We start from the raw sequence: 23987 nt of genomic DNA, 5'->3' as shown, positions 1-23987 counted from the left end.
GGGCAGAACCCGCCCGTGACGGCCAACTGCCCGCTACACTCCCACCGCTCGACGTTTCCCCAGGTCAAGCCACGAAGTACTGCTGGAGTACTAGTACTCCAGCAGGATTTCGCTGTCTGACCTGGTCTTTTCGCCGGGTGGCGGGAGTGTAGCGGGACTTCGATCGTGCGGGGGCGGTCTCACGGGGACCGCCCCTCGATCGTGCGACAACGCCGCAGGAAGTGCCTCTCAGCCCTTCAACCCACGGCCAGTCAGGGCATCGAGGAGTGCGATGGCCTCGCGGCGGCTCAGCAGCTCGTGGAAGCGTTCGTTGCGGAAGTTCCGCAGGCACGCGTAGCAGCTGCTCTCCGGGCCGCACTCGCAGGCCTCCACCCGGGCAAGCGCGGCAGAGACAACCGGTTCGAGCCGCTCACCCATGGACACGGCGTTGCCCGCGCCCCCCGGAGTGGTGTCGAAGAGCAGCAGGGACGGCATGCCGTCGGTGCCGGTGTGCACCGTGCCGTCGATGTCGTCGCGGCTGATCTCCAGGTGCGTGGCGGCGCCTTCGAGCAGTGCGTACAGGCCGGAGCGCAGACGGGCCGCGGTGGCGGTCAGGGCCGTGAGCGGGTCCAGATGGATCTGGAGGAAGTCGGTTTGGTATCGGTGAGCGAGGGAGACGAGCCGGAGGGGGCCCGTGCACTGGGTGTCTTTCAGCAGGTGCGGGTGGCCGCCGCGCAAGGGCCCGGACTGAGCGTGCGGACGGCCCCAGCCGCACCAGTCGCAGATCTGGTATCCGGCACCGGCCGGTCCCTCGGAGACGACCACCATCTCTCCCCGGGTGCCCGCCGACCAGGGCGTGGTGTGGCCGGAGACGAAGGTGGTCGCGCCTTCCTGGAGGTCGGCGGTGTCGGTGGACATGTGGACGTCGCCGTACCAGGACCGCCGTGGCGGGGTCTGCCCCGGGCGGCGCTGTGGGCCGCGCGCGGCGACGAAACCGTAGACCGGTTCGACGTACCGTCGTTGCGCGGCCGCCGACTGCGTGCCGCAGGCGGCGCAGACGGGGTCCACGGGTTCGGTGGCCTCCCGATAGCGGCCGCAGGCGGCGCACACGGCGTAGTGGCGGCTGACCAGTTCGCGGTCCGGCAGCCGGTAGACACCGGCGGAGGCCCACAGGTGGCCGCCCGCCACGATCTCGGCCCCTGGGGCGTACTCGTGGACAGCGGCGCTCAGATCGCGGGTGAGTTCCAGTTGCCCCGAGACGGCGCCACCCTCCTGGGGGATGCGCAGTTCGACGGTGTCCACGGGGAAGCCGTACTTGGGCAGCACGTTGCGGTTGGCGAGGACCCCGAGCAGTTCGCGCTGGGTGAGGTTGCGGATGACCTTCTCGTACATCTCCGCCTGCCGGTACTTGCGGGCGGCCGCGGCCTGATCGCGGCGTTCACTGTACGAGGTGACGTCCTGGTCGAGGATCTGCTGTGCGGCCCGCAGGAGTCGGTCCAGTTCGGCGACCCAGTCGCCGGAGTCGATGCCGATCTCGGCTTGGACCGTGTCGGGGAGAACCCGGCGCAGGGAGGCCATGACGCCCTCCGGGACAGGCGTCAGCCAGTCGCGCACGGTTTGGGCGGCGATCTCACCAATGGTGTCGTCGGGAAGGAAGAACTCTCCCGCCTTGCGCCAGATCCGGCCCCGCTCGTCCTTCATGGCACGGAAGAAGGCGGCGAGCGCGATGGAGTGGGCGTGGCGGCGGTCGATCCGGACGTTGTCGACAGGGACGATCGGGGCCCTCACCTCCCCGGCGATCATCCGCTCGGGCTCCGCGAACCGGGAAAGGTCGTGGGGGCGCCGCTGCGCGTAGGTGAGGACCAGGGCGGCCGAGTCCGCACGGCGGCCGGCACGGCCGGCGCGCTGGACGTAGTTGGCGGTAGTGGGCGGCATGTTGCGCAGGACGACGGCCTGGAGTTCACCGACGTCGACGCCGAGTTCGAAGGTGGTGGAGCAGGACAGGGCGTTGACCTGTCCTCGAACGAACTCCCCCTGGATCTCGGCGGCCTTCTCCCCGGTCCACTGCGCGGTGTGCTCCTGAGCGCGCAGGGGAACAGGGTCGAAGGTCAGGTAGAGGCGCCGCAGATGCTCGTCTGTCTCGGGCGACGGCTTGAAGTCCTCCAGGCGCCCTGTGCAGCGCAGCGTCGGGCACACACCGCGCACGGACACCGCGGTGATGCGGCGGCAGCGGTCGCAGGCGTACAGCGGATCGCTGTCCGCCGTCACCGGCCGCACTCGCAGCCAGGCGTGGTCGAGCCGACGGACGACGCCGATCCCGGGCTGGTTCTCGGACGGCAGCCAGTCGGCGAGGTGACCTGTCGTGAGGTCGGTCCACAGACGGTTCAAGACGTCGAGAGCGGCGGCCCGTCGTTCACCCTGGTGGCCGAGGGCGTCGAGTACGCGTACGAGGTAGTCGACGCGTCGGTTCGAGGCGCTCGCGGCGCTGGGCAGCCAGCTGATCACCCTGCGCTTGGCCTCGGAGCCCTGGGAGCGGACCCAGATGGGCCCCTTGCGCGGGGCGAACGCCTCGTCGCCCGCGTCGACATCCTCGGGCATGGTGAGCGCGCCCTGGTTGCGCAGGCTGCGCAGAAGTTCCTGCAGCAGCAGCCATGCCTCGTCGTCCGTGAGGCCGAGTGAGGTGAGGGCGGCGGGCGGCTGCCAGAAGGGCTCGCGGTCGATGTCGACCCGGAGCAGGCCGAGGCCTTCGAGTGACTGGCGGTCGTCGAGGCTGAGCACTTCTTGCATCACCCACAGGGCCACTTCGCGCTGCTTGGCCTGGCGGGAGTCGTTGCGGCGGAAGACTCCGGCACGGTCGGCGGCGCGGATGGTGTGGGCGACGAGGTCGTCGATGTGCAGGGGCTCGTCGGGGTCGGGGCAGCCGTGCCGGACGGCCTGGGTGATCAGGCGCCGGTGCTGGATGCGGGTGTAGGAGTCCTCCAGGTAGGGCGCGAAGTACGCGGCGGCCTGTCGGCTGTCGCTGAAGAACAGCAGCTTGCGGCCCTGTCCGGGCAGGGCGGCGGCCGGGCCGTCGGTCGCCGGAGGCAGCGCCTGGTAGAGGGCGGTGCTGAGGACGGCGGCCGAAGCCTCGTTGCCCGCCTCGAACAGGCGGATCATGCCGTGCCCGCGCGCTCCGCAGGCGAGGCATGCGGCCGGGGTGCCCTCGTGGGTGTCGAGCTGGTGGACGCGGCGCAGTTCGGTGCCACCGCATCCGGGAGCGGTGCAGGATGCCGTGGCCGCGGGGTGCACGGCCGCGCAGCGGGTGCACAGTCGGCGTTCCTTGAGGCCGCCCTTGGCGCTGTCGCCGAGTGTCTCGTCGTCCTCGTCGGCTCCGGTGTCCGAGCCGTCCCCGTCGAGGAGGAGCCAGGTGTGGGGGCTGTCGGGAGACTTGCGGTGTGCGAGGCGGGCCTGTGCCCCCTTGCCGGTGAGGGTGCCGTGCAGGTGTACGGCACCGCAGCGGCGGCAGGCGCCCAGCTCGAAGGAGGGGCGGGCACACCGTGCGCAGGTCTCGTGGCGGGCCAGGTCGAGGTGGGGGCCTGCCGGGTCGAGGCAGGTGAAGGCGCCTTCCGTGGCGCGTGCGAAGAGGTGGTAGCGGGCGGAGAGCACGGGAGCGCCGTCGGTGTCGGTCACCTGGCTGGCGAGTTGGATGAGCGCCGTGACCGCCGCGGGTCCGACGGGGTCATCGGGGAAGACGTCACGGGCGATCTCGTTCACGGGCCGGGGTCCGTCGGCGAGGGCCCCGCGCAGAGCCGCGGTGCCGGCCTCGGCAGCAAGGGCGGTGGCAGCGGTCGTGTCGGCGGGCAGGCCGTGCATGCGCGCGGCCGACACGATCTCCGGTTCGGGGTCGGCGGTCGTGGCCAGGCGCAGGTACTCGGTGGTCGGCAGCGGCCCCCAGTGCGGGCCGTCGGGTGTGGCGACCCGGGTGGCGGTGACCAGGTCCTGGGCGGCCGGGTCGCTCGCGTCCCAGCGGAAGGGGACGTCGAAGAGGGCCTGGGCGAAGGCGGTGACGGCGGCCGGGTTCTCCTCCGCGCCGACGGTGGCGCTGGTGGCGATGGCCTGGATCTCCCGTCCCTGACCCACGCGGTCCTTCAAGCGGCGCAGCAGCATCGCGAGTTCCGCGCCGCGCGCTCCGTCGTAGACATGGGCCTCGTCGACGACGACGAACCGCCAGGAACCCGCCCGCTCTCCCTCGAAGAGGTCCATGTCCTGGGGGCGGAGCAGCAGGTACTCCAGCATGGCGTAGTTGGTGAGGAGGATGTGGGGTGGTGTGGCGCGCATCTCGCGTCGGCTGAGGAGTTCGTTGGGCAGGCGCGGTTCGCCGGGGTTGAGTTGCTCGAAGGTGTCGGCGGCGCGCTGCGGATCGTCCTTGGTGTCGCCGGTGTAGCGGCCGAAGGTGATGTGGGGGGTGTCGGCGAGCAGTCGGCGCAGTCGCTTCATTTGGTCGTTGGCCAGGGCGTTCATCGGGTAGAGCAGCAGGGCGCGGACGCCGGGGCCGAGGGTGCCGCGGGCGTGTTCGGCGGCGAGGGCGTTGAGGACGGGCAGGAGGAAGCTCTCGGTTTTGCCGGAGCCGGTGCCGGTGGCCACGACGAGGTTGCGTCCGGCGACGGCCTTGCGCAGCGCCTGTTCCTGGTGCCGGTACAGGGGACGGTCGGCGGGCAGTGCGGGGCCGGTCAGCTGCCGGAACGCGGGGTCGAGTACGCCCTCTGCGACGAGCTCGTCAAGGGTGGCGCCCGGCGCGTAGGCAGGGGTGGCCTCCAGCAGGGGCCCTTTGGTGAGCAGCGGGCTGGTGTCGATGGCGTGGGCGAGGGCCTCGGCCAGGCGGGGCTCGCGCAGGGGCAGCAGGGAGCGCAGGTAGCGGCGGTAGGTGTCGCTGATCACGGCGGAGGTGGCGAGCGAGTCGAGGCTGTGCACGAGTGGGCTCCGATGTGGCGGTTGGCTTCGGGCGAGCGGTGGGGCGGCGCTTTGCGGGAGGGAGGGGAACCGGTGGTCAGCCGGTGTTGTGCACGGCCTCCGTGGTGACCAGGCATTCCGCGAGGGCGATGTCGACGGCGGTGAGATCCGGTGCGTGGGAGGCGACGGGCGTCCACAGGTGGCGAAGTCCCCGTTCCAGACCGGCGGCACGAGCGTCACCGGCGGCGGCGAGCCTCGCGATCAGCGCGCATCCCAGGGACAGCTGAGGGATCCGCATCCAGGCTTCGCCCGGCCCGTGCAACCGGCCCGGGTCCCGTCCACGGAAGGCCTGGGCGAGGTCGGGGTGTCCGTCGTCCAGGAAGATCGATACGGCGTCCAGTGCTTCGGAGAACTCCTCACGCATGGCGTGGTGCTGGAGGTCTCTACGGGTACGGAACGCCTGCCAGGCGGCGTCGGCACGGGTGTCGGGGTCCAGAAGGCCCCGAGGGACGACACGGGCACTGCGCCACACGGCCTGCTGCTGGAGTTCGGGAAGCTGGTCGAGGGCACGGGCCTGGGCATCGAACCGGCCGACCGAGCCGCTCGGATCAGCGTGCCCGGCCAGCACGGTCATGGCGGCGTCGCCCAGGAACTGCCCGACCTCGCCGAGCAGTTCCGCCTCTTCCGGGTACAACTCGCCGACGTCGTAGGCGGGGGCGCCGGAAAGATACGGCAGCAACGGGGCCGTGAGCAGCAACGCGCACAGGGGAGCCTGCCGCCAGACCTGACGTACCGCGGCCGGGTCCGCCACCTCCCGTATCCGCAGGGCGGCGAGACCGCTGCCCGCGAGCACGGAGGCGAGTTCGCCGGAGCGCAGCGCGCTGCCGGCCGCTTCCGTGAGGGCGGTGGGCCCGGCTTCGCCGAGGGCGCTGCGGCATTCCGCGGGTGCCGTCTCCTTGGCTCCGCACGCCTGCAGGTCACGTCCGCGGGCGGCCACGATCCATTGGTAGGGGAGCGCGTCGGCGCCGCGCGGCAGCGTGCCGCGTCCGGCCAGGTACTCCGACACCCGGGCGCCCGTTCCGTGGCCGGCGGCGGAGGTGAACGGGGACCGGCGCAGCACGAGGGTGTCGCGATCACGGAGGCGGGGCCATGCGGGAGTGGTGGGTGTGGGGACGCCCGCCTTCAGGTGCACGATCAGAGGGCCGAGCGACCGCCAGGCCGAGGGCAATGGGATACGGCCGCTCTGGTCGACGGTGGCCGTGAGCGGCTGTTCCCATGGGGCGAAGGCGGCGTACAGGCGGGCGGTGAGTTCACCCGGGTGGCGCAGCCCCCGCAGCAGTAGTCCGCCGCCGTCGGGTACGACGTCCTCCGTGATGGGCTGGGTGCGCACGGTTGCGACATGGATGCTCTCCCCCGCGACCAGCAGCCGTATCTCGGCTTTCCCGCAGTCGCGCATGGTGTCCGCCAGGGCCGCCAGTGAGTAGCGGAGGTCTCCTCTGCGCGTGCGAGTGCGGCGTTCGGGACACAGCGTGAGCAGGGTCGCCCCTTCGACGACCAGTGCCAGCAAGGGTGTCACCACCACCGCCTGTTCCGGCAGGCGGACGGTCAGGGCGCTCTCGCCGGCAAGGTCAGCCGCGTCGATGTCGAGCGGCCGGATGGACCAGGTCAGGGGGTGACCGCCGAGTTCGAGACGAACCTCGGAGTGCGGGATGCGCGCCTCGACGGCGAACCGACGGATCCCGTCGCCCAGCGCCAGCCCTTTGGCGATCTCGTACGGGGAGAATGCGAGGACGCGCTGGGAGGGGGTGACCGGTCCGCCGGCGCCGAGCGTCAGCCGAGCGGGGGCCAGGCCTCCGTGTGCGGCGAGCTGACGCCACTCGGCGGTCGGTGCGGCCGTGATGCCCTCGGCGAGGAAGGCCGCCAGTCGGCGGGTGCGCCGGGAGCCGACGCGGTGGACGAGGATCTCGTACGGCCCCAGAAGCGGGCGGGGTACGTCCTTCCAGGGATCGAGGAGCGCCCCGGGAGCGCCGGTCTGACGGGCGAGAGGCTCCTCGTGGCCGGGGCGGCGCACTTCGGCCTGCCAGAGTCGCGCGTCCGGCTCACCGGCGCGCCGCGGAAGCCGGAGAGCGGGCGGACGGTGCCACACGGGTGCCCCGTCGTCGCCCGTGATCCAGGGCAGCGTCGCACCGCCCTCCCATCCGAGCGGCCGTCCGGCGGCTACGTCCAGCCAGTTTCCCGGAACCGCGGCGGCGGCCCGCACCCGCGTCACCCCGGTCAGTGTCACCCTGCTCAGGGTCCAGCCGTTCCAGCCGTACGGGGTGGGCAGTTCCACGAGGCCTGCGTCGGCGCCCTCGGTCTGCAGGGTGCCGGCGTGGAGAAGGCAGATCTCGGCGGCGGGGAGGGGCTCGTCCGGGGGGATGCGGTGGCCGTCGGTGCCGAAGGCCAGGAGGGCGTCGTCCGGGTCCACGATCGCCGAGACATGGGTGGTTCCCGTCGGATCTGTCGCCTCGACTCGGCGCACGGGGCCGGGCAGCACCCAATAGGGCGGCAGGGCTGCGAACACCTCACCGTCGGCGGACAGTTGCCAGTCCCCCGCGTCCGGCTCGCCGGGCAGGGTCAGCAGCACGCTGCCCGCGCCGGGCCCTAGACGGACCTCGGGGGCGGAGGTAGCGCCGCGGGAAGGGGTGACCGAACGGTCCGCCGTGGTCGGGGGATGCCATGTCCAGCCCAGCGAGCGGGCGGCCTCGTGCGCGGCGCGACTCCATTCGTCGGCGCTCTCCGGGGCGGCTCCGTGTGACCCCAGGTCGGGGCGTGCCGCGAGCACGCGCGCGTGTGCTTCGGCCACCAGGCGCGGGAGTTGCGGGCCGTCGGTCAGTGCCACGGTGTGGACCGCGCAGGCGGGCCAGCGTGCGAAGACCGTGTCGCGCGGGAGGTCGGAGTGGTCCGCGAGCAGCCGGTACGCCACCAGCGCCTCCAGGACGAGCGCGGTCCGTACGGCGGCGGCCGGCTCCGCTGAGCCGACGCCCGGTTCTCCCGCCTCGCGCCAGGCCCGCTCGCAGTCGTCCAGCAGCTGCGTGGGATCAACCAGCATGTCCCGCCCCCTCCCCCGCCCCGGACGTACGCGATCTCGTCCGGACCGACCATCGTTGTACGTTCTACCATTCCTTCACATAAGGAGCAGGGGGAGTCCGCAGGTGCACGGTGCGTTCTCCCTGGGGCGTGGCTGATTGTCAGTGGTGGGTGGTGCAATGCGAGAAGGCTCGTCGCACCGCAGTACGGCACATGGGGGGCACGCTGATGACGACGGACACCGAGGCCGGGACGCCGGCCGTGCTGCATGAGGCGCTGGTGACTGCCGCGGGGCCACAGCGAGCCCTGACTCCGGTGGCCTTGCGCGGGCTGCTCGTCGGAGTGGATCCCGCGATGGTGACCGAGGTACTGAGCCAGGTGATGACGGAGGGGATTGCGGTGCCTCCGGCCGCGGTGGCCGCTTTCGGTCTGGGAGGCCGTTCGGCGGCGCCGACCGCGCCAGAGCTTCCCGCGACGGCCGAGCCGTTGAGCGACACCCGAGATGAACACGGCGTTCCGGCAGGGCCGGAGCAAGAACCACGCCGACCACCATGCTTCACCCTTCAGCTGCACCAGGACAGCAGGCTGGACCTTTCCGCGTTGACCGTGCGAGCGCTCGGTCCCGGCGTTCCCTCCGCGTCCCGGCCGCCCCAGCCGGCCGAAAAGCCGTACGAGACGCCCGTCGACCCTACGACCGCGCCCACCGCCCCGCCTTCGCCGCTCCTCCGCCCCGAGCCCGTCGCCGAGTCCCAGGAGGAGGACGCGTCCCCGGAAGAGGACGTGTCCCCGCGTCAGGCCGTAGGCGACTCCTTCACGCAGTACCGCAAGGAGATCGACAGGTTCCCGCTGCTCTCCCGGCAACAGGAGGCGGAGCTGGCCCAGGCCATCGAGGCGGGACTGCTGGCTCGCGAGCAGTTGGAGGAGGTCGGCCGGAAGATCGCACCGAAGCTGCGGCGTGACCTTGAGCAGTTGGTCCGGCTGGGGGAAGTGGCGTTCACGGACTTCGCCCAGGCGAACCTCCGGCTGGTGGTAAGCATGGCCACCTACTACACGGGGCGCGGGCTGGACCTCGTGGATCTGATCCAGGAGGGCAACCTCGGTCTGCTGCGCGCCATCGAGAAGTTCGACCACCTCAAGGGGAACAAGTTCTCGACGTACGCCGTCCCGTGGATCCGGCAGGCGATCACACGGGCTCTTTCGGACAAGGGCCGCACGATACGGATCCCCGTCCACGCGTACGAAACCCTGACCGCGCTACGGAAGGCGGCACGGGAGTTGGGGCACGGGTCACCCACCGACGCTCTTCCCACGGTGGCCGCCCGCGCGGGTGTCACCGTCGACGAGGCGCACGTCCTACTGGCCCGGGTCCGCCGAGTACTCCCCCTGGAAGACCTGACCGAGTCCATCGGTGACGACGCCTTGCACGAGGAAGCGGACCGGAGCATTCACGGACCGCACTGGACCGAACCGGACTTCTACTACGGTGACCTGTCCCCGGAAGAAGTCCGTGAGCTGCTCAGCTGCCTCTCCGAACGAGAGTGCCAGGTGATGACCCTCCGACTCGGACTCGACGGCGGCCCCGAGCTCACCCTCGATGCAATCGGAGCGGAGCTGAACCGCACCCGGGAGCGGATCCGCCAGATCGAGTCCAAGGCCCTGGCCAAGCTGCTGGGGCAGATCAACGAGAAACGCGTCCGCGCCGCCCGTCCGGTCCGCGTGCCGTCGGGCACCGTACAGAACGGCGTGGACGGGCCTCCCACCGAGTTCCCTTCCGACGCCCCCTGTGTGCGTCGGAAGGTCTACCAGCCCGGGATCATCGTGGTCGGCCATCAGACGATCCACGTGGGCCTGCAGTGGCACGCGAAAACCGTCACCGTCCTGGTGACGGACGAGTGGTTCCGAGTACTTCACGACGGGCGCGAGATCACGACTGTCCGTCGCCGGCGCACGGGAGTTGGCAGGATCCACGGGGCTCCGGACTGAGGCGGTGCCGGAGCCCACGCTCGGCACTACACCGCGAGGAACTCACTGGCCCGCCCGCTGTACGACACATACAGCGCCTCCCGCGCCCTGGTGCAGGCGACGAACAGCAGGCACCGCTCGGCGGCCAGGTCGGTGGTGTGCTGGATGCCGTCCACCTCGGCCGGGGTGACGGCCGGCGCGAACGGGAAGGCGGACCGGGTGACCCCGGCGACGGCGACGCACCGGTACTCCAGGCCCTTCATGCTGTGCAGCGTCGACACCCGTACCCCGACCGCGCTCTCCGGTTCCCCGTCCCGCACCCGCACCACGGGGATGCCGGCCGCGGCGAGGCGGTCGCCGAGCTTGCCCGCCAGGGTGTTGAAGCGGGCGCAGACGGCGATGTCCGAGGGCGCGACCCCGGCGTCCATCCAGTCGCGCACTCGGCGCACGACGGCGTCGGCCTCCTCGTTCTCGCTCCCGTGCCCCTCGCACACGGGCTGAGCGCCGTGCAGCAGCGAGCGGTATCCGGTGAGGGTGTCGTGGGCGTCGCCGGTCAGGTCGGCGACGGGCTCGCTGCCGAGCAGGCCGCGGGCCCAGCGCAGGATCTCCTCGGTGGAGCGGTAGTTGACGCGCAGTCCTCCACTACGTCCCGCGACGGAGATGCCGAGGGAGCGCAGCGAGACCCGGGCGTCGTAGATCCGCTGGTGCGGGTCGCCGGTGACGAACAGGTCGTCGGGTCCGTCGGGGGCCAGGACCCGCAGCAGGCGCCACTGCGCCGGGTGCAGGTCCTGCGCCTCGTCCACGACGACATGGTCGTACGACGGTCCCGCACCCGGCTTGTCGCGCAGCAGCCGAGTGGCCTCGGCGCAGACCTGGAGCCAGGTGTGCGCCCGGTCACGGGCCAGGCCGTCCTCGAACAGGGTCACTGCCTGCCAGACGCGCCGCCGCTGGGCCTGCCCGAGCGCGCTGCCGCGTCCACGCCGCTCGCACGCCAGGTACTCCTCCTCGCTCCGCAGGTCCTGGGCGAGGACCACGTGCCGGTACTCCTGGGACAGGAACGCCTCGTTCCAGGGCAGTTCGAGGCGGCGGGTCACGCGCTGCCAGCGGGTGCGCTCGTCCCGGTCGCCGAGCGCGGTCCCCGGGTTGCCGCGCAGCTGCCGTACGACGCGGTGGGCGACGGCGTCGACGGTGGTGACGTCGACACGGGTGAGCAGCGCCGGGTCGTGGTCGAGCAGCAGGGCGAGGCTGCTCTGGAGGGAGCGGGCCAGGGCTCCGGTGTAGGTGGTGAGGAGGACGCGTGTGTCGGTTGCCCGGTCCAGGAGGTGCTTGACCCGGTGCAGGGCGACGACCGTCTTCCCGGTGCCGGGGCCGCCGGTGATCTGGGCGGGACCGGCATAGCTGGGCCGGTAGGCGATGCGCCGCTGGGTGGGGTGGAGGAAGATCCGCCACGCGGCGAAGGGCTTGGTCAGGATGTCGGCGAGTTCGTCGGGGCCGGTGACGAGCGCGATGCGGCTGCGGGTGCGGGTGACGGCGGCGGCCAGGTCGTCCCCGGCGGTGTCCTCCCCCGCCGCGCTCTCGGCGACGGTTGTCTTCTGACGAACGGCGACGAGGTCCCGGTAGATGTCGTCGGGGTTGAGGCCCTCGGCGAGCAGCCACAGCGCCTCGTACTGGTCCTCCGGCATCAGCGAGCCGAACGCCTCCAGTTGCGCCTTGCCGGTGACGGTGCGGGCGGCGCGCAGGGTGACGTCGTCGACGCCGAGGTGCCGCAGGACGGTGTCCGACCAGGGAGCGAACAGGAGTTGGGGAGCCGCGGCGGCCTCCTGAGCGAAGAGCGGGGTGATCTGCTCCATGGCGGTCAGGTCGCGTACTTCGAGGCAGCGGGTCACGGAGTTGACCGTGTAGAGCCGTCGGCGGGCCCAGGAGTAGGCCTTGTCGTGGGGGACGACATGGACGAAGACGAAAAGGTCGCTGCCGTCGTCGGGCGCGAGCAGCACTATCCGCAGGCCGTCGTCGACACGGATGGTCCGCATCCGCGGGTCGCGCGAGCTCACCACCGATTCCAGGTGCAGCCCCTTGTCCGCGTGGAGTTGCGGGACCGTCAGCTGCTGGAACTTGGCCATCGCCTTGTGGACGCGGGCGCGGGCCGGTTTGTCCAGCCGGTCGACGCCCTCCCAGAACGTGTTGGTGATCGCGATCTGCGGCATGTTCCCCACCCTTCGACAACACCGACCGACAGAGTATCTGTTGACTCAGTTTACGAAACCCGAAAACGCAGGAGTGGGGCACCTCCCCCATACCCGCCCTCGGGCCAGAGCGTCGGAGCCTGCCTCCCACTCCCCTGACGGCGAATGCGGCACAGTCCGTCCACAGGCGGACACGCGGCGTGGACAAGTCGGTGGGGAGATGGAGAGAATTCTGATCACACCGTCGGTCTCAGGAACGGTCGCGAGCAACACTCGCCCCGGCTCCCGCCCGTACCCGGGCGGGCCCGGTCACCGGACGGTCGCACGGGGGCGGCGCACCGGCGCCGCGTGGGGGAAGGACGCACGAGTGGTGGAGGAAAGCGGCGACGTCAGCGACGCCGTGCCGCGTATCTCGCGCGGGATCGAGGTGTACGGCGGCTCGGACGGGGCCGTGTCATGGAGCGGCGTCGAGCTGACTGCCGACTCGATGCGGGAGTTAGGGGCCGGACCGTGGGCCGAGCGGGTCGGCGATCTGGCGGCCACCCGGGAGTTCCTGGCCGGGCTGCGTTCCCTGGCCGCCACGGACATGGAGACCGAGTTCATCAGCACCCTTCTGGAGGCCGAGCCCGAGCCCCTGCCGTGGCAGGTCGGTGAGGCGCTCGCCGAGGTGCTGCTGGAGCACTGGCACGGTGCTCTGTGGGTGTGGGACGGCGCCCGGGACCGGCGTACCCGCAAGGCGAGCCTGCCGGGTGCCGATCTGGTCGGCCTCTGTGTGGCGGGCGGTTCGGCGCGGCTGCTGTTCGGCGAGGTCAAGTCGTCGTCCCAGGTGGACTGCCCGCCGAGTGTGATGGTCGGAGCGAAGGGAATGATCGAGCAGCTGAAGCGGCTGTCAGGCAAGGACGACCACCTCACGCTCATGAAGTGGCTGAATGCCCGCTGTCGGACGCCTGAGCACAAGGCGGCCTACCGTAGTGCCGTGAACCGCTGGGTGAAATCGCAGGGCAAGGACATCCAGCTGTTCGGCTGCCTGGTGCGTGATACGACACCGCAGGAGAAGGACCTTGGTGACCGCGCCGCCCATCTGGCGAAGACGGTCGTCGAGCCCATGCACGCCCTGCTGACGGCCTGGTACCTCCCGGTGGCCATGACCACGTGGCCCCAGCACGTGGGGGTGCGTGACCTTGGCTGACCTCGGCTGGCTCGAAGGGGCCCTGGACCCCGACCTCGTGGAGGACGCCGGCGAGAGGGCGCAGCGCGTGCTGATTCGCTCCGCGCTGCGGGCTGTCGACGGGGAGGTCCCTGAGGGCTCCCCAGGCAGCGGGGAGGCCGTCGACTTCGCGGTGGACGCCCTGGACCTGCTCGCCTGGGACGCGATCGCGGAGGACCCGAAGGCGGAATCCACTCGGCGGTTGTGCGAGCAGATGTTCACCCTGGCGCGGGCCCGGCTGCCCAGAGGCGATTCCGCCGGGGCGCGTCTCGAACTGCTGCGCACGGTCTGCCTCGGCTGGATCGCGGACGAGACTCCGCTCGCGGCCCGGCTGCTCGCGGACGTGAGGCTGCCCTCTCCTCCCGACCCTGAGGAGGACTGGGAGACCCGCGTGCGTCGCGGAACCGCCGACGCCTGGCTCCTGTTGCTGCGCAAGCGCGGGTGGGATGACCTGGACGCCCTCGATCACCTCATCGTCGGTCTGAGGGGCGAGCAGACCGAACGGGAGGAGGCGTACCTCTCGGCGGCCGGGGACGACGCCCGTCCGGCCGCATGGTCGCTGGCCGCCCATTACCACCTGCTCAAAACGGCGGAACTGCTCGCCCAGTACCTGGCCACCGGTCATCTCATGCGCGAGAAACGCCCCAGCCGTCACTACGGCGTACGCGAGCGCGTACAGTCGCATTGCGATCGCGCGCTGGAGGCGGCCATGGCTTCCTCGGACCCCGATCTGGAAGTCCTCGTACGGCTGTTGACCGCCACCGCGGACCAGATCATCGACAACAGTCTGTGGACGGTGGCACGCGCGGTCAGCCCTGAGGTGAACGCTTTCGTCGCCTCCCTCGTCGACCGGGGGCGGCCGCGCCCGATCTTCGAGGTGCTGCCGCCACAGCGTGTCGCTCTCGCCGAGCAGGGCCTGATCCGCACGGCGCACCGCAGTGTGGTCGTCAGCCTGCCCACCAGCGCCGGCAAGACTTTGATCGCCCAGTTCCGGATCATCCAGGCACTCAACGCCTACGACAGGCAGCAAGGCTGGGTCGCCTACGTCGCGCCGAACCGGGCGCTCGTGAACCAGGTGACGCGTCGGCTGCGCCGTGACTTCGCCGACCTGGGCATCGGAGTGGAACGGGTCAGTCCCGCCCTGGAGTTCGACGGCCTCGAAGAGGACATGCTCACGGACCGCAGCGAGCGGCAGTTCCGGGTGCTGGTGTCCACACCGGAGAAGCTCGACCTGCTGCTCCGGGCCGACTGGCAGGAGAGGATCGGGCGTCCGCTGTGTCTGGTGGTGGCCGACGAGGCACACCACCTCGGCGTGGACAAGCGCGGGATCAAACTGGAGCTGTTGCTGGCCACGGTCAACCGGGAGGCCCAGGACACGGGCTTCCTGCTCCTGACTCCCTTCATCGACAACGGCGACGCCATCGCCGAGTGGCTGGACAGCGGCAGCCGGCAGTCGGTGGGGCTGTCTGTGGACTGGACACCGAACGACCGCATCGTGGCACTGGCCCACCGCGAACGGTCCACGGGCAAGGGCGGATTCCGAGTCAACCTGGAGTCCCTCGTCACCAGCCGGAGAACGCTCAGCGTGCCCGACGATCTGCCCCTGGACCGATACCGACCGCTCGGCCTGTCCTGGTCCCAGGCAGGCAGTCCCGGCAAACTGGCCGCGGCGACGGCCTCGGTCCTCGCCGACCGCGGACAGACCATCACGCTGGCCCAGCGGCCGGACTTCGCCTGGTCGATCGCCCAACAGATCGCGGGCGACCGGGCGGACACGACCGAGGTCGGCGAGGACCTGCGGGCCGTGCAGGACGTGGTCGAAGAGGAGTTCGGCGCGGACTTCCCGCTCAGGGGGCTGCTCGCCAAGGGGGTCGGCATCCATCATCGCGGCCTGCCGGACGACATCCGCGTCCTGACGGAATACCTGATGGAGACGGGAGACCTGGCGCATCTGGTGTCCACGACGACCATCGCCCAGGGCGTCAACTTCCCTGTGGCGAACGTCATCCTGGCCTCGCACCAGTTCCCGTACGGTACCGACATCCCCGCCTCGGACTTCTGGAACCTGGCGGGGCGGGCGGGCCGCGTCGAGCAGGGGGAGGTGGGCCTGATCGCCCTGGCCGCGACCGACGAGGAACGGGCGCGGAAACTCCGGAACTTCGTGGGCCGCCAGGTCGCCGAACTGAACTCCACGCTCATCAACATGGTGGACAGCGCCATGACCTCGTACGGCCATCTCGACCTGCACACTCTGGCGGCCCTCCCCCGGTGGTCCGCCTTTGTGCAGTACCTGGCCCATACGTACCGGCAGATCGGGGACCACGAGGAGTTCGCCGAGGAGATTGAGCAGGTCCTGCGCGGCACCCTCGGCTTTCAGAGCCTGCGCCGCGTGAACGCCGACTGGGCGGCCGAACTGACCCGCAGTGTGCGGGAGTACGCGGAACGTCTCTCGGGCAAGGCGCTGGGGCTCGTGGACAGCACGGGCTTCTCGTGGGAGAGCGTGGCGGGCACGCTGAAGAGGCTGAGCGACGCGCGGATCGACCGTGAGATCTGGTACTCGCCTCTTTTCGAGGGAGACCGCAGGCCGTTGGCCCGGTTGGTGGGGGTGATGCTCGAAGTGCCCGAGCTCAGGGAGAGCCTCTACGAGATCACGGACGAACACGAGGGCCGCAGTGGCGACTACATCGCCCGCGTCATCCAGGACTGGGTGAACGGCGCGTCCGTACCGCAACTGGCCGCCGACCATTTCAAGAAGCCAGGCGAGTCCGACAGTCTCAAGGCGATCACCAAGTGCTGCCAGCGGCTCTTCGGTGACATGGCACCGACGGTGTCCTGGGGGCTGTCGGCGCTCCAGTCGCTGACGCTCGGGCAGGAGTTCGCGACACTGCCCGTCGAGACCCAGCGCGAGCTGCGGAACCTCCCGTCGTACGCCTTCTACGGCGTGCGCTCCGAGGACGCCATCGCCATGCGGCTCGCCGGAGTGCCCCGGTCGGCGGCCGGGCGTCTCGCCCTGGCCATCGTCGGCGACCAGGGCCGCACTCGGCCCGTCGACGCCCGCGCCCGGCTGGCCGCGCTTCCGGATGCCGCGTGGCAGTCGGTCCTCGGGGCCAAGGGAACGGCCTACCAGAAGGTCTGGCGGATCCTTGACGGTGTGCAGTGAGCGGATCTTGGATCGCAGCTGGGATGGACCTGTCGACTGAGTTCACGAACCTCCGTGATCCGTCGCAGGAGTTGCCGCACGACACAGGGGCATCGCGAGCACGGGGGTTGTTGGGGAGATGACACTGCTGGAACCGGACAGGGACGGCCAACTCGCCCTGGAGGACATCTGCGTGGACCTCTTCGATCTGGCCGGCGACCCTCTGGACGCGGCCGTGGCCCGGCTGCAGGCGGGCGTGAAGCCGACCGCCGAGGACATCGCCCTGCTCACCGAGGCGGCCCGCACCGCGCAGCGCGCCTTCGAGGAGGTCGGCGCGGCGAACGACGTACTGGACGACGCCTCGGACCTGGGCGAGGACCTGACGTCCGCGCTCGCTGAGACCCTGCAGCGCCGGGCCCGGGCCGAGGTCCCGGCACTGCTCGGCGCCATGCGGGCCCAGGCGGCGCGCGTCGAACGCTCCGAGGCCGTCCGTACGATCGCCAACCGCATCCTCGGCAACGGTGGACCGGACGAGCAGGCCGCCCTGGACTCCGTCCCCGCTCTCACCGCCGACCTGCTGCCCGGTGTGCCGTCCGTGTACGACGACGAGGAGGAGCCGGGCGCGAGCCTCGCCGACCTGTGGGAGCGTCAGGAACGCCTGGAGCGGGTTCAGGAGCGAGTGCGCAGGGAGCGGGAGGAGCGGGTCGCGGCGCACCTGGTCGCACTCGCGGAGCGGATCGTCGACCGGGCCTTCCTGGACGCCCGGTTCACGCGGGCGGCACTGGACGAGATGGACCGGGCCTACGCACTGTGGTGTACGTGCCTGGACGAGGGCTGACAGGGCTGATCTCGCGGAGGCGAGTGGACAACGCCTCACAGCCCGTTCTATTTTCTCCTCCAAGCCATACCCAGAGGAGAAAAAAAGGGGGGTTCGTGTCCGGTCATACGATCGTTGTCGACGGCGAGGTCTTCAAGCGTCTGCAGAGCGAGGCACAACCATTGATCGACACCCCCAACAGCGTGCTGCGACGCCTTCTGGCACTCGACGCGAAGCCTGTACGACGAGGCGTGCTCGGGCCATTGCTGGAGGCGGGCCTGCTGGAGCCCGGCCAGCGACTGGTCTGGCGGCGCCGCAACCTCGCTCAGGAGTATCTCGCGTACGTCACTCCGGAAGGTCACCTTAAACTGGACGACGGCCGCATATGCGATTCTCCGTCAGGTGCCTGCGATGCCGTGGCCCACTGCAAGGTCAACGGGTGGGACGCCTGGCACACCGGCGAGGACATCTCTCTCAGCGTGCTGCGCAGCCGAATCTGAGTCCGGGACAGGGACGACACGGTGGACTTCACACAGCGCATGTTCGCGCGCTCGTTGCTGCGTCAACAGCTCGTCGACATGGACGGTACCCAGTTCGAGCGGTTCGTGGACCGGCTGCTCGGCTTTCTGTATACCGACTACCTGCCCGTACGGGCACACGGCCCGCTGGGCGATGTGGGCGCGGACGGGCTCATGCTCGGAGACAAGATCCTCTATGCCTGCTACTCGCCACGCACCGAGGTGCTCGCCGAGGTACGGAAGAAGTTCCGCTCCGACCTCCTCAAGGCGATGACCAAGCGTAAAGGCACCTTCACGACCTTCCGGTTCACGGTCAACGACAGCCGAGACCCCGGCATCCACCCGTTTCTGAGCCTGACGATCAACCGGGCCAGGAGCAAGGTGCACCCGGTCGGCATCGACGTCTACGACGCGGACCGGATCGGCAACGACGTGGTGCGCCTGGATCTCGTCGCCGTCGAGGATCTCCTCATGTGCCGGATCCCGGTCGAGGACCGCGTTTACTCGATCGGCCTCGTCGATCTCGCCCCGCTGCTGGATCACCTCGGCGAGCGGCGGAGTATCTCCGCCCCTCTCGATGCGATACCCGACGTCAACGCCTACAAGATCGAGTTCAACCGGGCGCGCCTGGGCCCGGAGGTGCACGCGGCGCTGACCGAGGGACTGCGTTACAGCCACCTGGTCGACGACTACTACGCCGGTCTGAACTCGGTCGACGAGCATGACCGGGTCGCCCAGGGGTTCCGCGCATACTACGAACGAGTCCGCGACGAGGCCCGAAATGACGAGGAACTCTGGCACCGCCTTCACCAGTACATCCTCGGCAACCATTCCGTCACCATTACCACCGCCAAGTGCGCCTCGATCATTCTGGCCCACTTCTTCGAACGCTGTGATCTGTACGAGATCCCGCCGACGGGGTGGACGCCGGTTCCGTCAGGCCAGGAGGTTCCGTGATCACCCCTACGAAGGGGATCTCCCCCGACCGTTCCCTGCTCGCCGTGGGCGCCCAGATCGCCATGGTCGTCAGTCACCCGATGACCGTGTCGCATGCCTGGTCGGAATTCCGTTCGCGGCGCGAGGAACTGGGGCACCGCTCGCCAGTGAGCTTCGAGTGGTTCGTACTCGGTCTCGACGTGCTCTACTCGCTCGGCGCCCTGGAACTGCGTGACGGTCTGCTGATCAGGAGGAAGAGCGTTGCTGCACCGACTGAGCGCTGACGACCCACGCTTCCGCACGGTCGCCTTCCGCCCTGGTCTGAACCTTCTCGTGGCCCAGACGACTGGCGAGTCCTCCGGTACGGACAGCCGCAACGGCACCGGAAAGTCCAGCATGATCGAGCTGCTGCACTTCCTGCTCGGCTCGACGGTACGCAAGAACTCCCTGGTGACCCGGCCTGCGCTGCGGGACACCACCTTCACCCTGACGTTGGACTGGCCGGACCGGGCCCGGCCCGTCAAGGTGAGCAGGCGTGGTGCACACCACAAGGTCGTCGAGACCAACGCTCTATTTTCGGAACGCACCCAGGAGGTCTTCGACTTCGAAGACGCCAACTTCGAGTTCTCCGAAGAGATCACCGTGGCCGAATGGACTCAGGCCATCGAGAGCCACCTGTTCCACCTGCCCGCGGACCACGGCCCGGGAGTCTCCGGACGAGCCATGCTCTCCCTTCTGTTGCGCCGCGCGAGTGCGCATGCTTTCAACAGCCCAGTGCAGACGTTCCCGCAGCAACGCCAGTCGGACGCCACTGCGAACCTCGCCTACCTGCTGGGGCTCGGCTGGCAACTGGCCGGCCAGTACCGGGAGATCGCGGCACGGGAAGCGACGCGCAAGCAGTTGCGCGCGGCCATGGACGATCCCGCCTGGGCCCGCGTGGTCGGCAGCACCGCCGACTTGCGTACCAAGATCGTCGTGGCGGAGGCGGACGTCGAGCGCCTCGCCCAGGAGGTGAGCACCTTTCGCGTGGTACCGGCCTACGAGGAACTCAAGAAGCAGGCGGACGAACTCGACCGGCGTGTACGCACGCTGCCGGACGAGGACGTCATCGACCGGCGCAACCTCGCCGACCTCCGGCGCGCCGTGGCCGAGACGAACGACCCCGAAACGGGCTATCTGGAGCGGATGTACGAAGAACTCGGCGTAGCACTTCCCGATGGTGTCCGTCGCAGCTTCGACGATGTACGGGGCTTCCACCACTCCATCGTGCGCAACCGGCGCCGCTACCTCGCCGAAGAGATCGCGGACATCGAGCGTCGGGTCGCGGACCGCGAGCAGGAACGCACACGACTCGGCGAGGAACTGTCAGCCGTCCTCAGGGCCCTCCAAGAAGGGGGAGCACTCGACGGCCTGACGGCGCGCCAGCAACTTCTCGCCCAGAAGCAGGCCACCCTGGCGGCTCTGCGGAAACAGCACGAGACCGCTCTCGCTCTGGAGAGCAGCCAGCGGGAGATCACCGAGCAGCGGGCAAGGCTCCGCACCACCCTGGAAGGGGATCTCGAAGAGCGCGCGCCCCAGACACGCGAAGCCATCCTGATGTTCACCGAGTTCGCCCGTCGGCTGTACGGCGGCGAGCGCGACGCGTACCTCCTCATCAACGCGGGCACCCACAGTCTGGAGATCACCCCGCACGTCGACAGCGGGGACAGTCTTGGCATCAACCGCATGGTGATCTTCTGCCTGGACCTGACGGTCGCCGTCATCTGCCATCGCCACGGCAGGGGACCCGACTTCCTCGTCCATGACAGCCACCTCTTCGACGGGGTCGACGAACGGCAGATCGCGGAGGCTCTCAAGCTCGCCGAGGAGGTGTGCGCCCGTGAGGGCCTTCAGTACATCGCCACCCTCAACTCCGATGTGTTGGAGCAGGTACGGCTCCTCGGTTCGGCGCGGGAGGTGACGCCGATCGAACCGAAGCTCGACGACAGGTACGAGGAGGGCGGGCTGTTTGGCTTCCGGTTCTGACGAGATACCCGGGCGCAGGCTGGAGCGAAGGTCGTCGAGCCCTCTCACTTCACGCCGACGCGGCGGCGAGGCAGCTCTCGGCTGATGGCCGACGACGGCTTATTCGGGTCTCTCATGGTTCTCCTGCCGCATTACTGCGGTACTTCGCCTACCTCAGTCGTCCCGCTGTTCCTCGGAGTCGGACAGGGTGGACGTCGGCAAAGCATCCTCCTCCCGGAGCAGTTCGATCACGCCGATCGCGTCATCGTCCTGCGCGAGGTCGGCGTCGCCGTAGTTCGGGTCACCGGTCAGGTCACCGTCCGACTTCTCGATCAAGAAGCGTTCGCGATACGCGTCGCGCGCCGAAACAGCGATTCGATCGATGAGCGTGTAGCTCAGCCCAGCGCCGACAGCCATGCCGGCGATGGGCACGAACTGCCCGAGCTTCTTCTTTGTTAGCTGCTGCGTGAATTTCGCTGCGAAGCTCTGGGCGATCTTGGTGAGGACCTTCTCGTTCAACTTGGCCCAGGGAGCGTTCCTTACCAGCAACTGAGTGAGTTGGGACAGCTCGCCATACGCGGCCGTCTTCGCCGATGTGCCCGTGGACATTCCGAGAGCAATCACGGACATCACGAAGAGTTCCTCTTCGGGATCGCTTGGATTGTAGCCGTAGTGGAGAGCTGTGGCGGCAACCGTTCGAGTAGCGAGGGCGAGCATAATTGCAGTGTCGGCGACCATCGCCCCGGCTACGGTTCCGAATCCGGGTGCGGCCCCCGCGCCTGCGCCTGCGATTGTTCCGGCGCTGGCGAGCACCTCTCCGCCTGTGACGGCTGCAGCGGATCCAAGGCCGGTTGCCGCTGCCGAGAGTGCATGGCCGTACCGAACCAAGTTATGCCTCGCGACCTCATCGACGACCCGCAGATCGAGCTCACGGATCTTGTCCAACCCGGCGATGTCGTGTCCGGCACGTCGATACTGCTCAACGACATGTTTCTTGCTCACTGTCCGGCTTGCAGTGCCTCCCACAGCCTTGCCAAGACCCTTTGCGGCTCCACCGTAGGCGGCAGCGACTTTGTCAGCGCCCGGGGCGCTCATCGCCTTCTGGCCGAGCGAAGCGAGTCGGTCCCGGGCCGACTGCGGAAGGAGGTTCCTCGCCTGCTTGTTGAGAGAAGCCGCCTTTCGCTTCTGAAGTCGGTCCCACTCCCGTTGTTCGTAAGCAGAGAGAGCCATATCGTCGCCTCAGTCTCAGAGTGCCTTGGAAGCAGTCCCTCCTCATGATCGCGGCCATGAGTCTGCGCCGCTGGACGAGGAACTCCTTACAGCTTCCCGCCGCGGCCTCAGACAGATTCGCCGGGTCTGTACCGGGGGGTGGTGTAACTCCCGGCCAGGGAGTGCTAGTTACTACTCGCGAGTCCCCCGGGAAAGAACATCATGGAGCATGATAGGCGTTCGACGAGGTCCGTGGGCGTAGCCGCTCGTCGCGCCCGGCTTACCTCACGTCGACGAGTCCTCGGCCGCCGAGCCCGCGGCCTCATCGTGCCGCCGAGCGGGCTGTTCCGGCCGTCCCCGGAAGGCGGCTCCCTTGGCTGTCCGCGATTCGACGCGTTCCACGATGCGGTCGATGACCCGTTGAGGGTCCTTCCACTTCAGTGCCAGCCGGTCGTGGTCCATCCCGTGTTCGGAGACGATGTCCCGCAATTGTTCGAGACCGAGCTCGCTCAGGCTCGAACGGAGTCCCGTCTCGCCGGTTTCGGCGAACACCGCGAACGGGTCGATCACTCCCGGAGCTCGTCGGCTACGCCTCGGGCGTTCTGCCGGCCGAGGTGCGGTCTGCGCATCGGGAGGCGTCAGCGCCTTGGCAAGTGCTCGGGCGAAGCGTGTCGTGCGTGCGGCTTCGGACGCCACCACAACGATGACACGGGCGAGCGTCGCCGCGAGCTCCGGGTCGGAGGCGCCGAGCTTGGCCAGGGCTTCTTCGGCCTCCCGCACCTGGGCGTTCAGGAGACCGTTGCCGTCGGGCCGACTGTCGCTTCGCTCGGTCACGCCTTCTCCTCGACCAGTTCGATGAACTCCTGCGTCATGGCACGGAAAGCGTCGAACCCGCCCTGGTATCCGTACTTCTGCCGCAGGGTACCGCGACCGACGAACTCCGCCGAACCGGCGATGTCGTTCTTCTCGGGGATGAAGGTCGGCAGCACGGCGGGGAGCTTCTTGTCGCCCTGAAGTCGCCTGACAGTGTTCCAGTGGACCGTCGAATTGGCCTTGTATTTCGTGATGACGATCCCGATCTCGTTGATGGTCTCCCCCAGGTCGTCCGCGAAGGCCCGCACACGCCGCTGGATCTGAGGGATGCCGTAGGTGGACAGGACGTCAGGAATGGTCGGGATGATGTATCCCTCGGAGATGCGCAGACCGTTCAAGGTGACGATGCCGAGGTTGGGAGGGCAGTCGACAAGCACGTAGTCGTAGTCATCAATGATCTTCCGGGTCGCTTTGCGTAGGAGATCGGTGGGGTTGTTGGCGTGGAAACGTCCCCTGGGCATGGACGCCAGGCGATCCTGGACGTCGATGAGGTCCAGCGAAGAAGGCAGGAGGTCCACCTTCGTCACCGCGTCCACCGATGAGACATTGCGCTGGAGCGTCTTCTCCAAGTCGAACTCCAGAGGCTCGTCCTCGGGCCGGAGGGCATCCTTGAACAGGGTCGCCAGGGTGTACCCCTCGTCGTTAAGCTCCTCCCACCTCTCCTCTCCGATCAGGACCGTGGTCAGATTGGTCTGCGGGTCCAGATCGACCACCAGGACCCGCTTACGGAACTCCGCGGAGAGGAATTCCGCGAGTCCGGCCGTGGTGGTGGTCTTCCCGACGCCGCCCTTCAGATTGATGGTCGAGATGACATGGGCTTTGGGAGCCATGTGCTTCTTCCTCCGTTTGAGGTAGCGCTGAATCTGACTCGCCCGGAAAACCGGCCCGCTCCGCAGGTCCGCGACGGGAGCGGGGAAGTGTTTGTCACGGGCGCGCCAATTCGCTACGACCGTCCGACCGACCCCCGCCATCTCCGCCGCTTCGAACAGTCCGACGAGTTGGTCATCCGCCTCGGGCAGGCCTTCCATGACATCTCCCCGTGAACGGCCTTCACGATTACCCGTTAACCTCGATCTTTCGTGAGGGTCCGTCGACGGAGTCGGCGGGCCTTTTCGGTTTCCGGGGCGGGTGGTGGGCAGGCCGGTGGCCCGGCTGTCGCGTC

At 69.3% G+C, this 23987-nt stretch carries 14 protein-coding genes; 8 read left to right on the top strand and 6 right to left on the bottom strand.

Annotated elements, in window-relative coordinates:
- Nucleotides 1–228 precede the first annotated feature (228 nt).
- Nucleotides 229–4929: a DEAD/DEAH box helicase gene (locus ACIBAF_RS46405; RefSeq protein ID WP_399472387.1), complete on the bottom strand. Its 4701-nt coding sequence runs from the start codon at nt 4927–4929 to the stop codon at nt 229–231.
- A gap of 76 nt (nt 4930–5005) precedes the next feature.
- Nucleotides 5006–7999 carry a hypothetical protein gene (locus ACIBAF_RS46400; protein WP_399472384.1) on the bottom strand — a complete coding sequence of 998 codons (2994 nt, stop codon included), beginning with the start codon at nt 7997–7999 and terminating at the stop codon, nt 5006–5008.
- A 584-nt stretch (nt 8000–8583) separates the two neighbouring features.
- On the opposite strand from ACIBAF_RS46400, the gene ACIBAF_RS46395 reads away from it, so the two are divergent.
- Complete coding sequence (locus ACIBAF_RS46395; protein ID WP_399472389.1) at nt 8584–9960, top strand: RNA polymerase sigma factor RpoD/SigA; 1377 nt, start codon at nt 8584–8586, stop codon at nt 9958–9960.
- 26 nt (nt 9961–9986) lie between these two features.
- On the opposite strand, the gene ACIBAF_RS46390 is transcribed toward ACIBAF_RS46395, so the two are convergent.
- The gene (locus ACIBAF_RS46390) at nt 9987–12143 is read right to left on the bottom strand and encodes a UvrD-helicase domain-containing protein (RefSeq protein ID WP_399472382.1); all 2157 of its coding nucleotides are present in this window, start codon (nt 12141–12143) and stop codon (nt 9987–9989) included.
- Nucleotides 12144–12489: 346 nt separating this feature from the next.
- Between ACIBAF_RS46390 and ACIBAF_RS46385 the strand changes: the two genes are divergently transcribed.
- From ACIBAF_RS46385 to ACIBAF_RS46355, 7 genes are all read left to right on the top strand, one after another.
- Nucleotides 12490–13311: a hypothetical protein gene (locus ACIBAF_RS46385; RefSeq protein ID WP_399472380.1), complete on the top strand. Its 822-nt coding sequence runs from the start codon at nt 12490–12492 to the stop codon at nt 13309–13311.
- Nucleotides 13298–16489 carry a DEAD/DEAH box helicase gene (locus tag ACIBAF_RS46380; protein ID WP_399472378.1) on the top strand — a complete coding sequence of 1064 codons (3192 nt, stop codon included), beginning with the start codon at nt 13298–13300 and terminating at the stop codon, nt 16487–16489. Before ACIBAF_RS46385 ends, ACIBAF_RS46380 begins: the two co-directional genes overlap by 14 nt.
- Before the next feature lie 118 nt (nt 16490–16607).
- Nucleotides 16608–17306, top strand: coding sequence for a hypothetical protein (locus ACIBAF_RS46375; RefSeq protein ID WP_399472376.1), 699 nt, complete (start codon nt 16608–16610; stop codon nt 17304–17306).
- A gap of 95 nt (nt 17307–17401) precedes the next feature.
- Nucleotides 17402–17785: a hypothetical protein gene (locus ACIBAF_RS46370; RefSeq protein ID WP_399472374.1), complete on the top strand. Its 384-nt coding sequence runs from the start codon at nt 17402–17404 to the stop codon at nt 17783–17785.
- Nucleotides 17786–17806: 21 nt separating this feature from the next.
- On the top strand, nt 17807–18760 hold the full coding sequence (locus tag ACIBAF_RS46365; RefSeq protein ID WP_399472372.1) for an ABC-three component system protein: 954 nt from the start codon (nt 17807–17809) through the stop codon (nt 18758–18760).
- Nucleotides 18757–19023, top strand: coding sequence for an ABC-three component system middle component 6 (locus ACIBAF_RS46360; RefSeq protein WP_399472370.1), 267 nt, complete (start codon nt 18757–18759; stop codon nt 19021–19023). Before ACIBAF_RS46365 ends, ACIBAF_RS46360 begins: the two co-directional genes overlap by 4 nt.
- A 49-nt stretch (nt 19024–19072) precedes the next feature.
- A complete protein-coding gene (locus ACIBAF_RS46355; protein ID WP_399472368.1) occupies nt 19073–20764 on the top strand; it encodes an ABC-three component system protein in 1692 nt (563 codons plus the stop codon).
- Between the two features lie 153 nt (nt 20765–20917).
- Here the strand turns inward: ACIBAF_RS46355 and ACIBAF_RS46350 are convergent, their stop codons facing one another.
- The 3 genes from ACIBAF_RS46350 to ACIBAF_RS46340 all read right to left on the bottom strand — a co-directional run bounded on the left by ACIBAF_RS46350 (nt 20918) and on the right by ACIBAF_RS46340 (nt 23853).
- Nucleotides 20918–21973: an EcsC family protein gene (locus tag ACIBAF_RS46350; protein ID WP_399472366.1), complete on the bottom strand. Its 1056-nt coding sequence runs from the start codon at nt 21971–21973 to the stop codon at nt 20918–20920.
- 264 nt (nt 21974–22237) lie between these two features.
- Nucleotides 22238–22786: a hypothetical protein gene (locus ACIBAF_RS46345; protein WP_399472364.1), complete on the bottom strand. Its 549-nt coding sequence runs from the start codon at nt 22784–22786 to the stop codon at nt 22238–22240.
- Nucleotides 22783–23853 (bottom strand): ParA family protein, encoded by a 1071-nt coding sequence (locus ACIBAF_RS46340; RefSeq protein ID WP_399472362.1) that lies wholly within the window; start codon nt 23851–23853, stop codon nt 22783–22785. Before ACIBAF_RS46340 ends, ACIBAF_RS46345 begins: the two co-directional genes overlap by 4 nt.
- Nucleotides 23854–23987 lie beyond the last annotated feature (134 nt).

The sequence above is a fragment of the Streptomyces sp. NPDC051677 genome (assembly GCF_044453465.1).
Taxonomy (GTDB): domain Bacteria; phylum Actinomycetota; class Actinomycetes; order Streptomycetales; family Streptomycetaceae; genus Streptomyces.
This window is presented reverse-complemented; position numbering and strand designations above follow the sequence as displayed.

Excerpts from the sequence above, each read along its gene's own strand:
- ACIBAF_RS46400 (WP_399472384.1), bottom strand. The coding sequence starts at position 7,999 with ATGCTGGTTGATCCCACGCAGCTGCTGGACGACTGCGAGCGGGCCTGG.
- ACIBAF_RS46350 (WP_399472366.1), bottom strand. The coding sequence starts at position 21,973 with ATGGCTCTCTCTGCTTACGAACAACGGGAGTGGGACCGACTTCAGAAG.
- ACIBAF_RS46340 (WP_399472362.1), bottom strand. The coding sequence starts at position 23,853 with ATGGAAGGCCTGCCCGAGGCGGATGACCAACTCGTCGGACTGTTCGAA.
- ACIBAF_RS46390 (WP_399472382.1), bottom strand. The coding sequence starts at position 12,143 with ATGCCGCAGATCGCGATCACCAACACGTTCTGGGAGGGCGTCGACCGG.
- ACIBAF_RS46375 (WP_399472376.1), top strand. The coding sequence starts at position 16,608 with ATGACACTGCTGGAACCGGACAGGGACGGCCAACTCGCCCTGGAGGAC.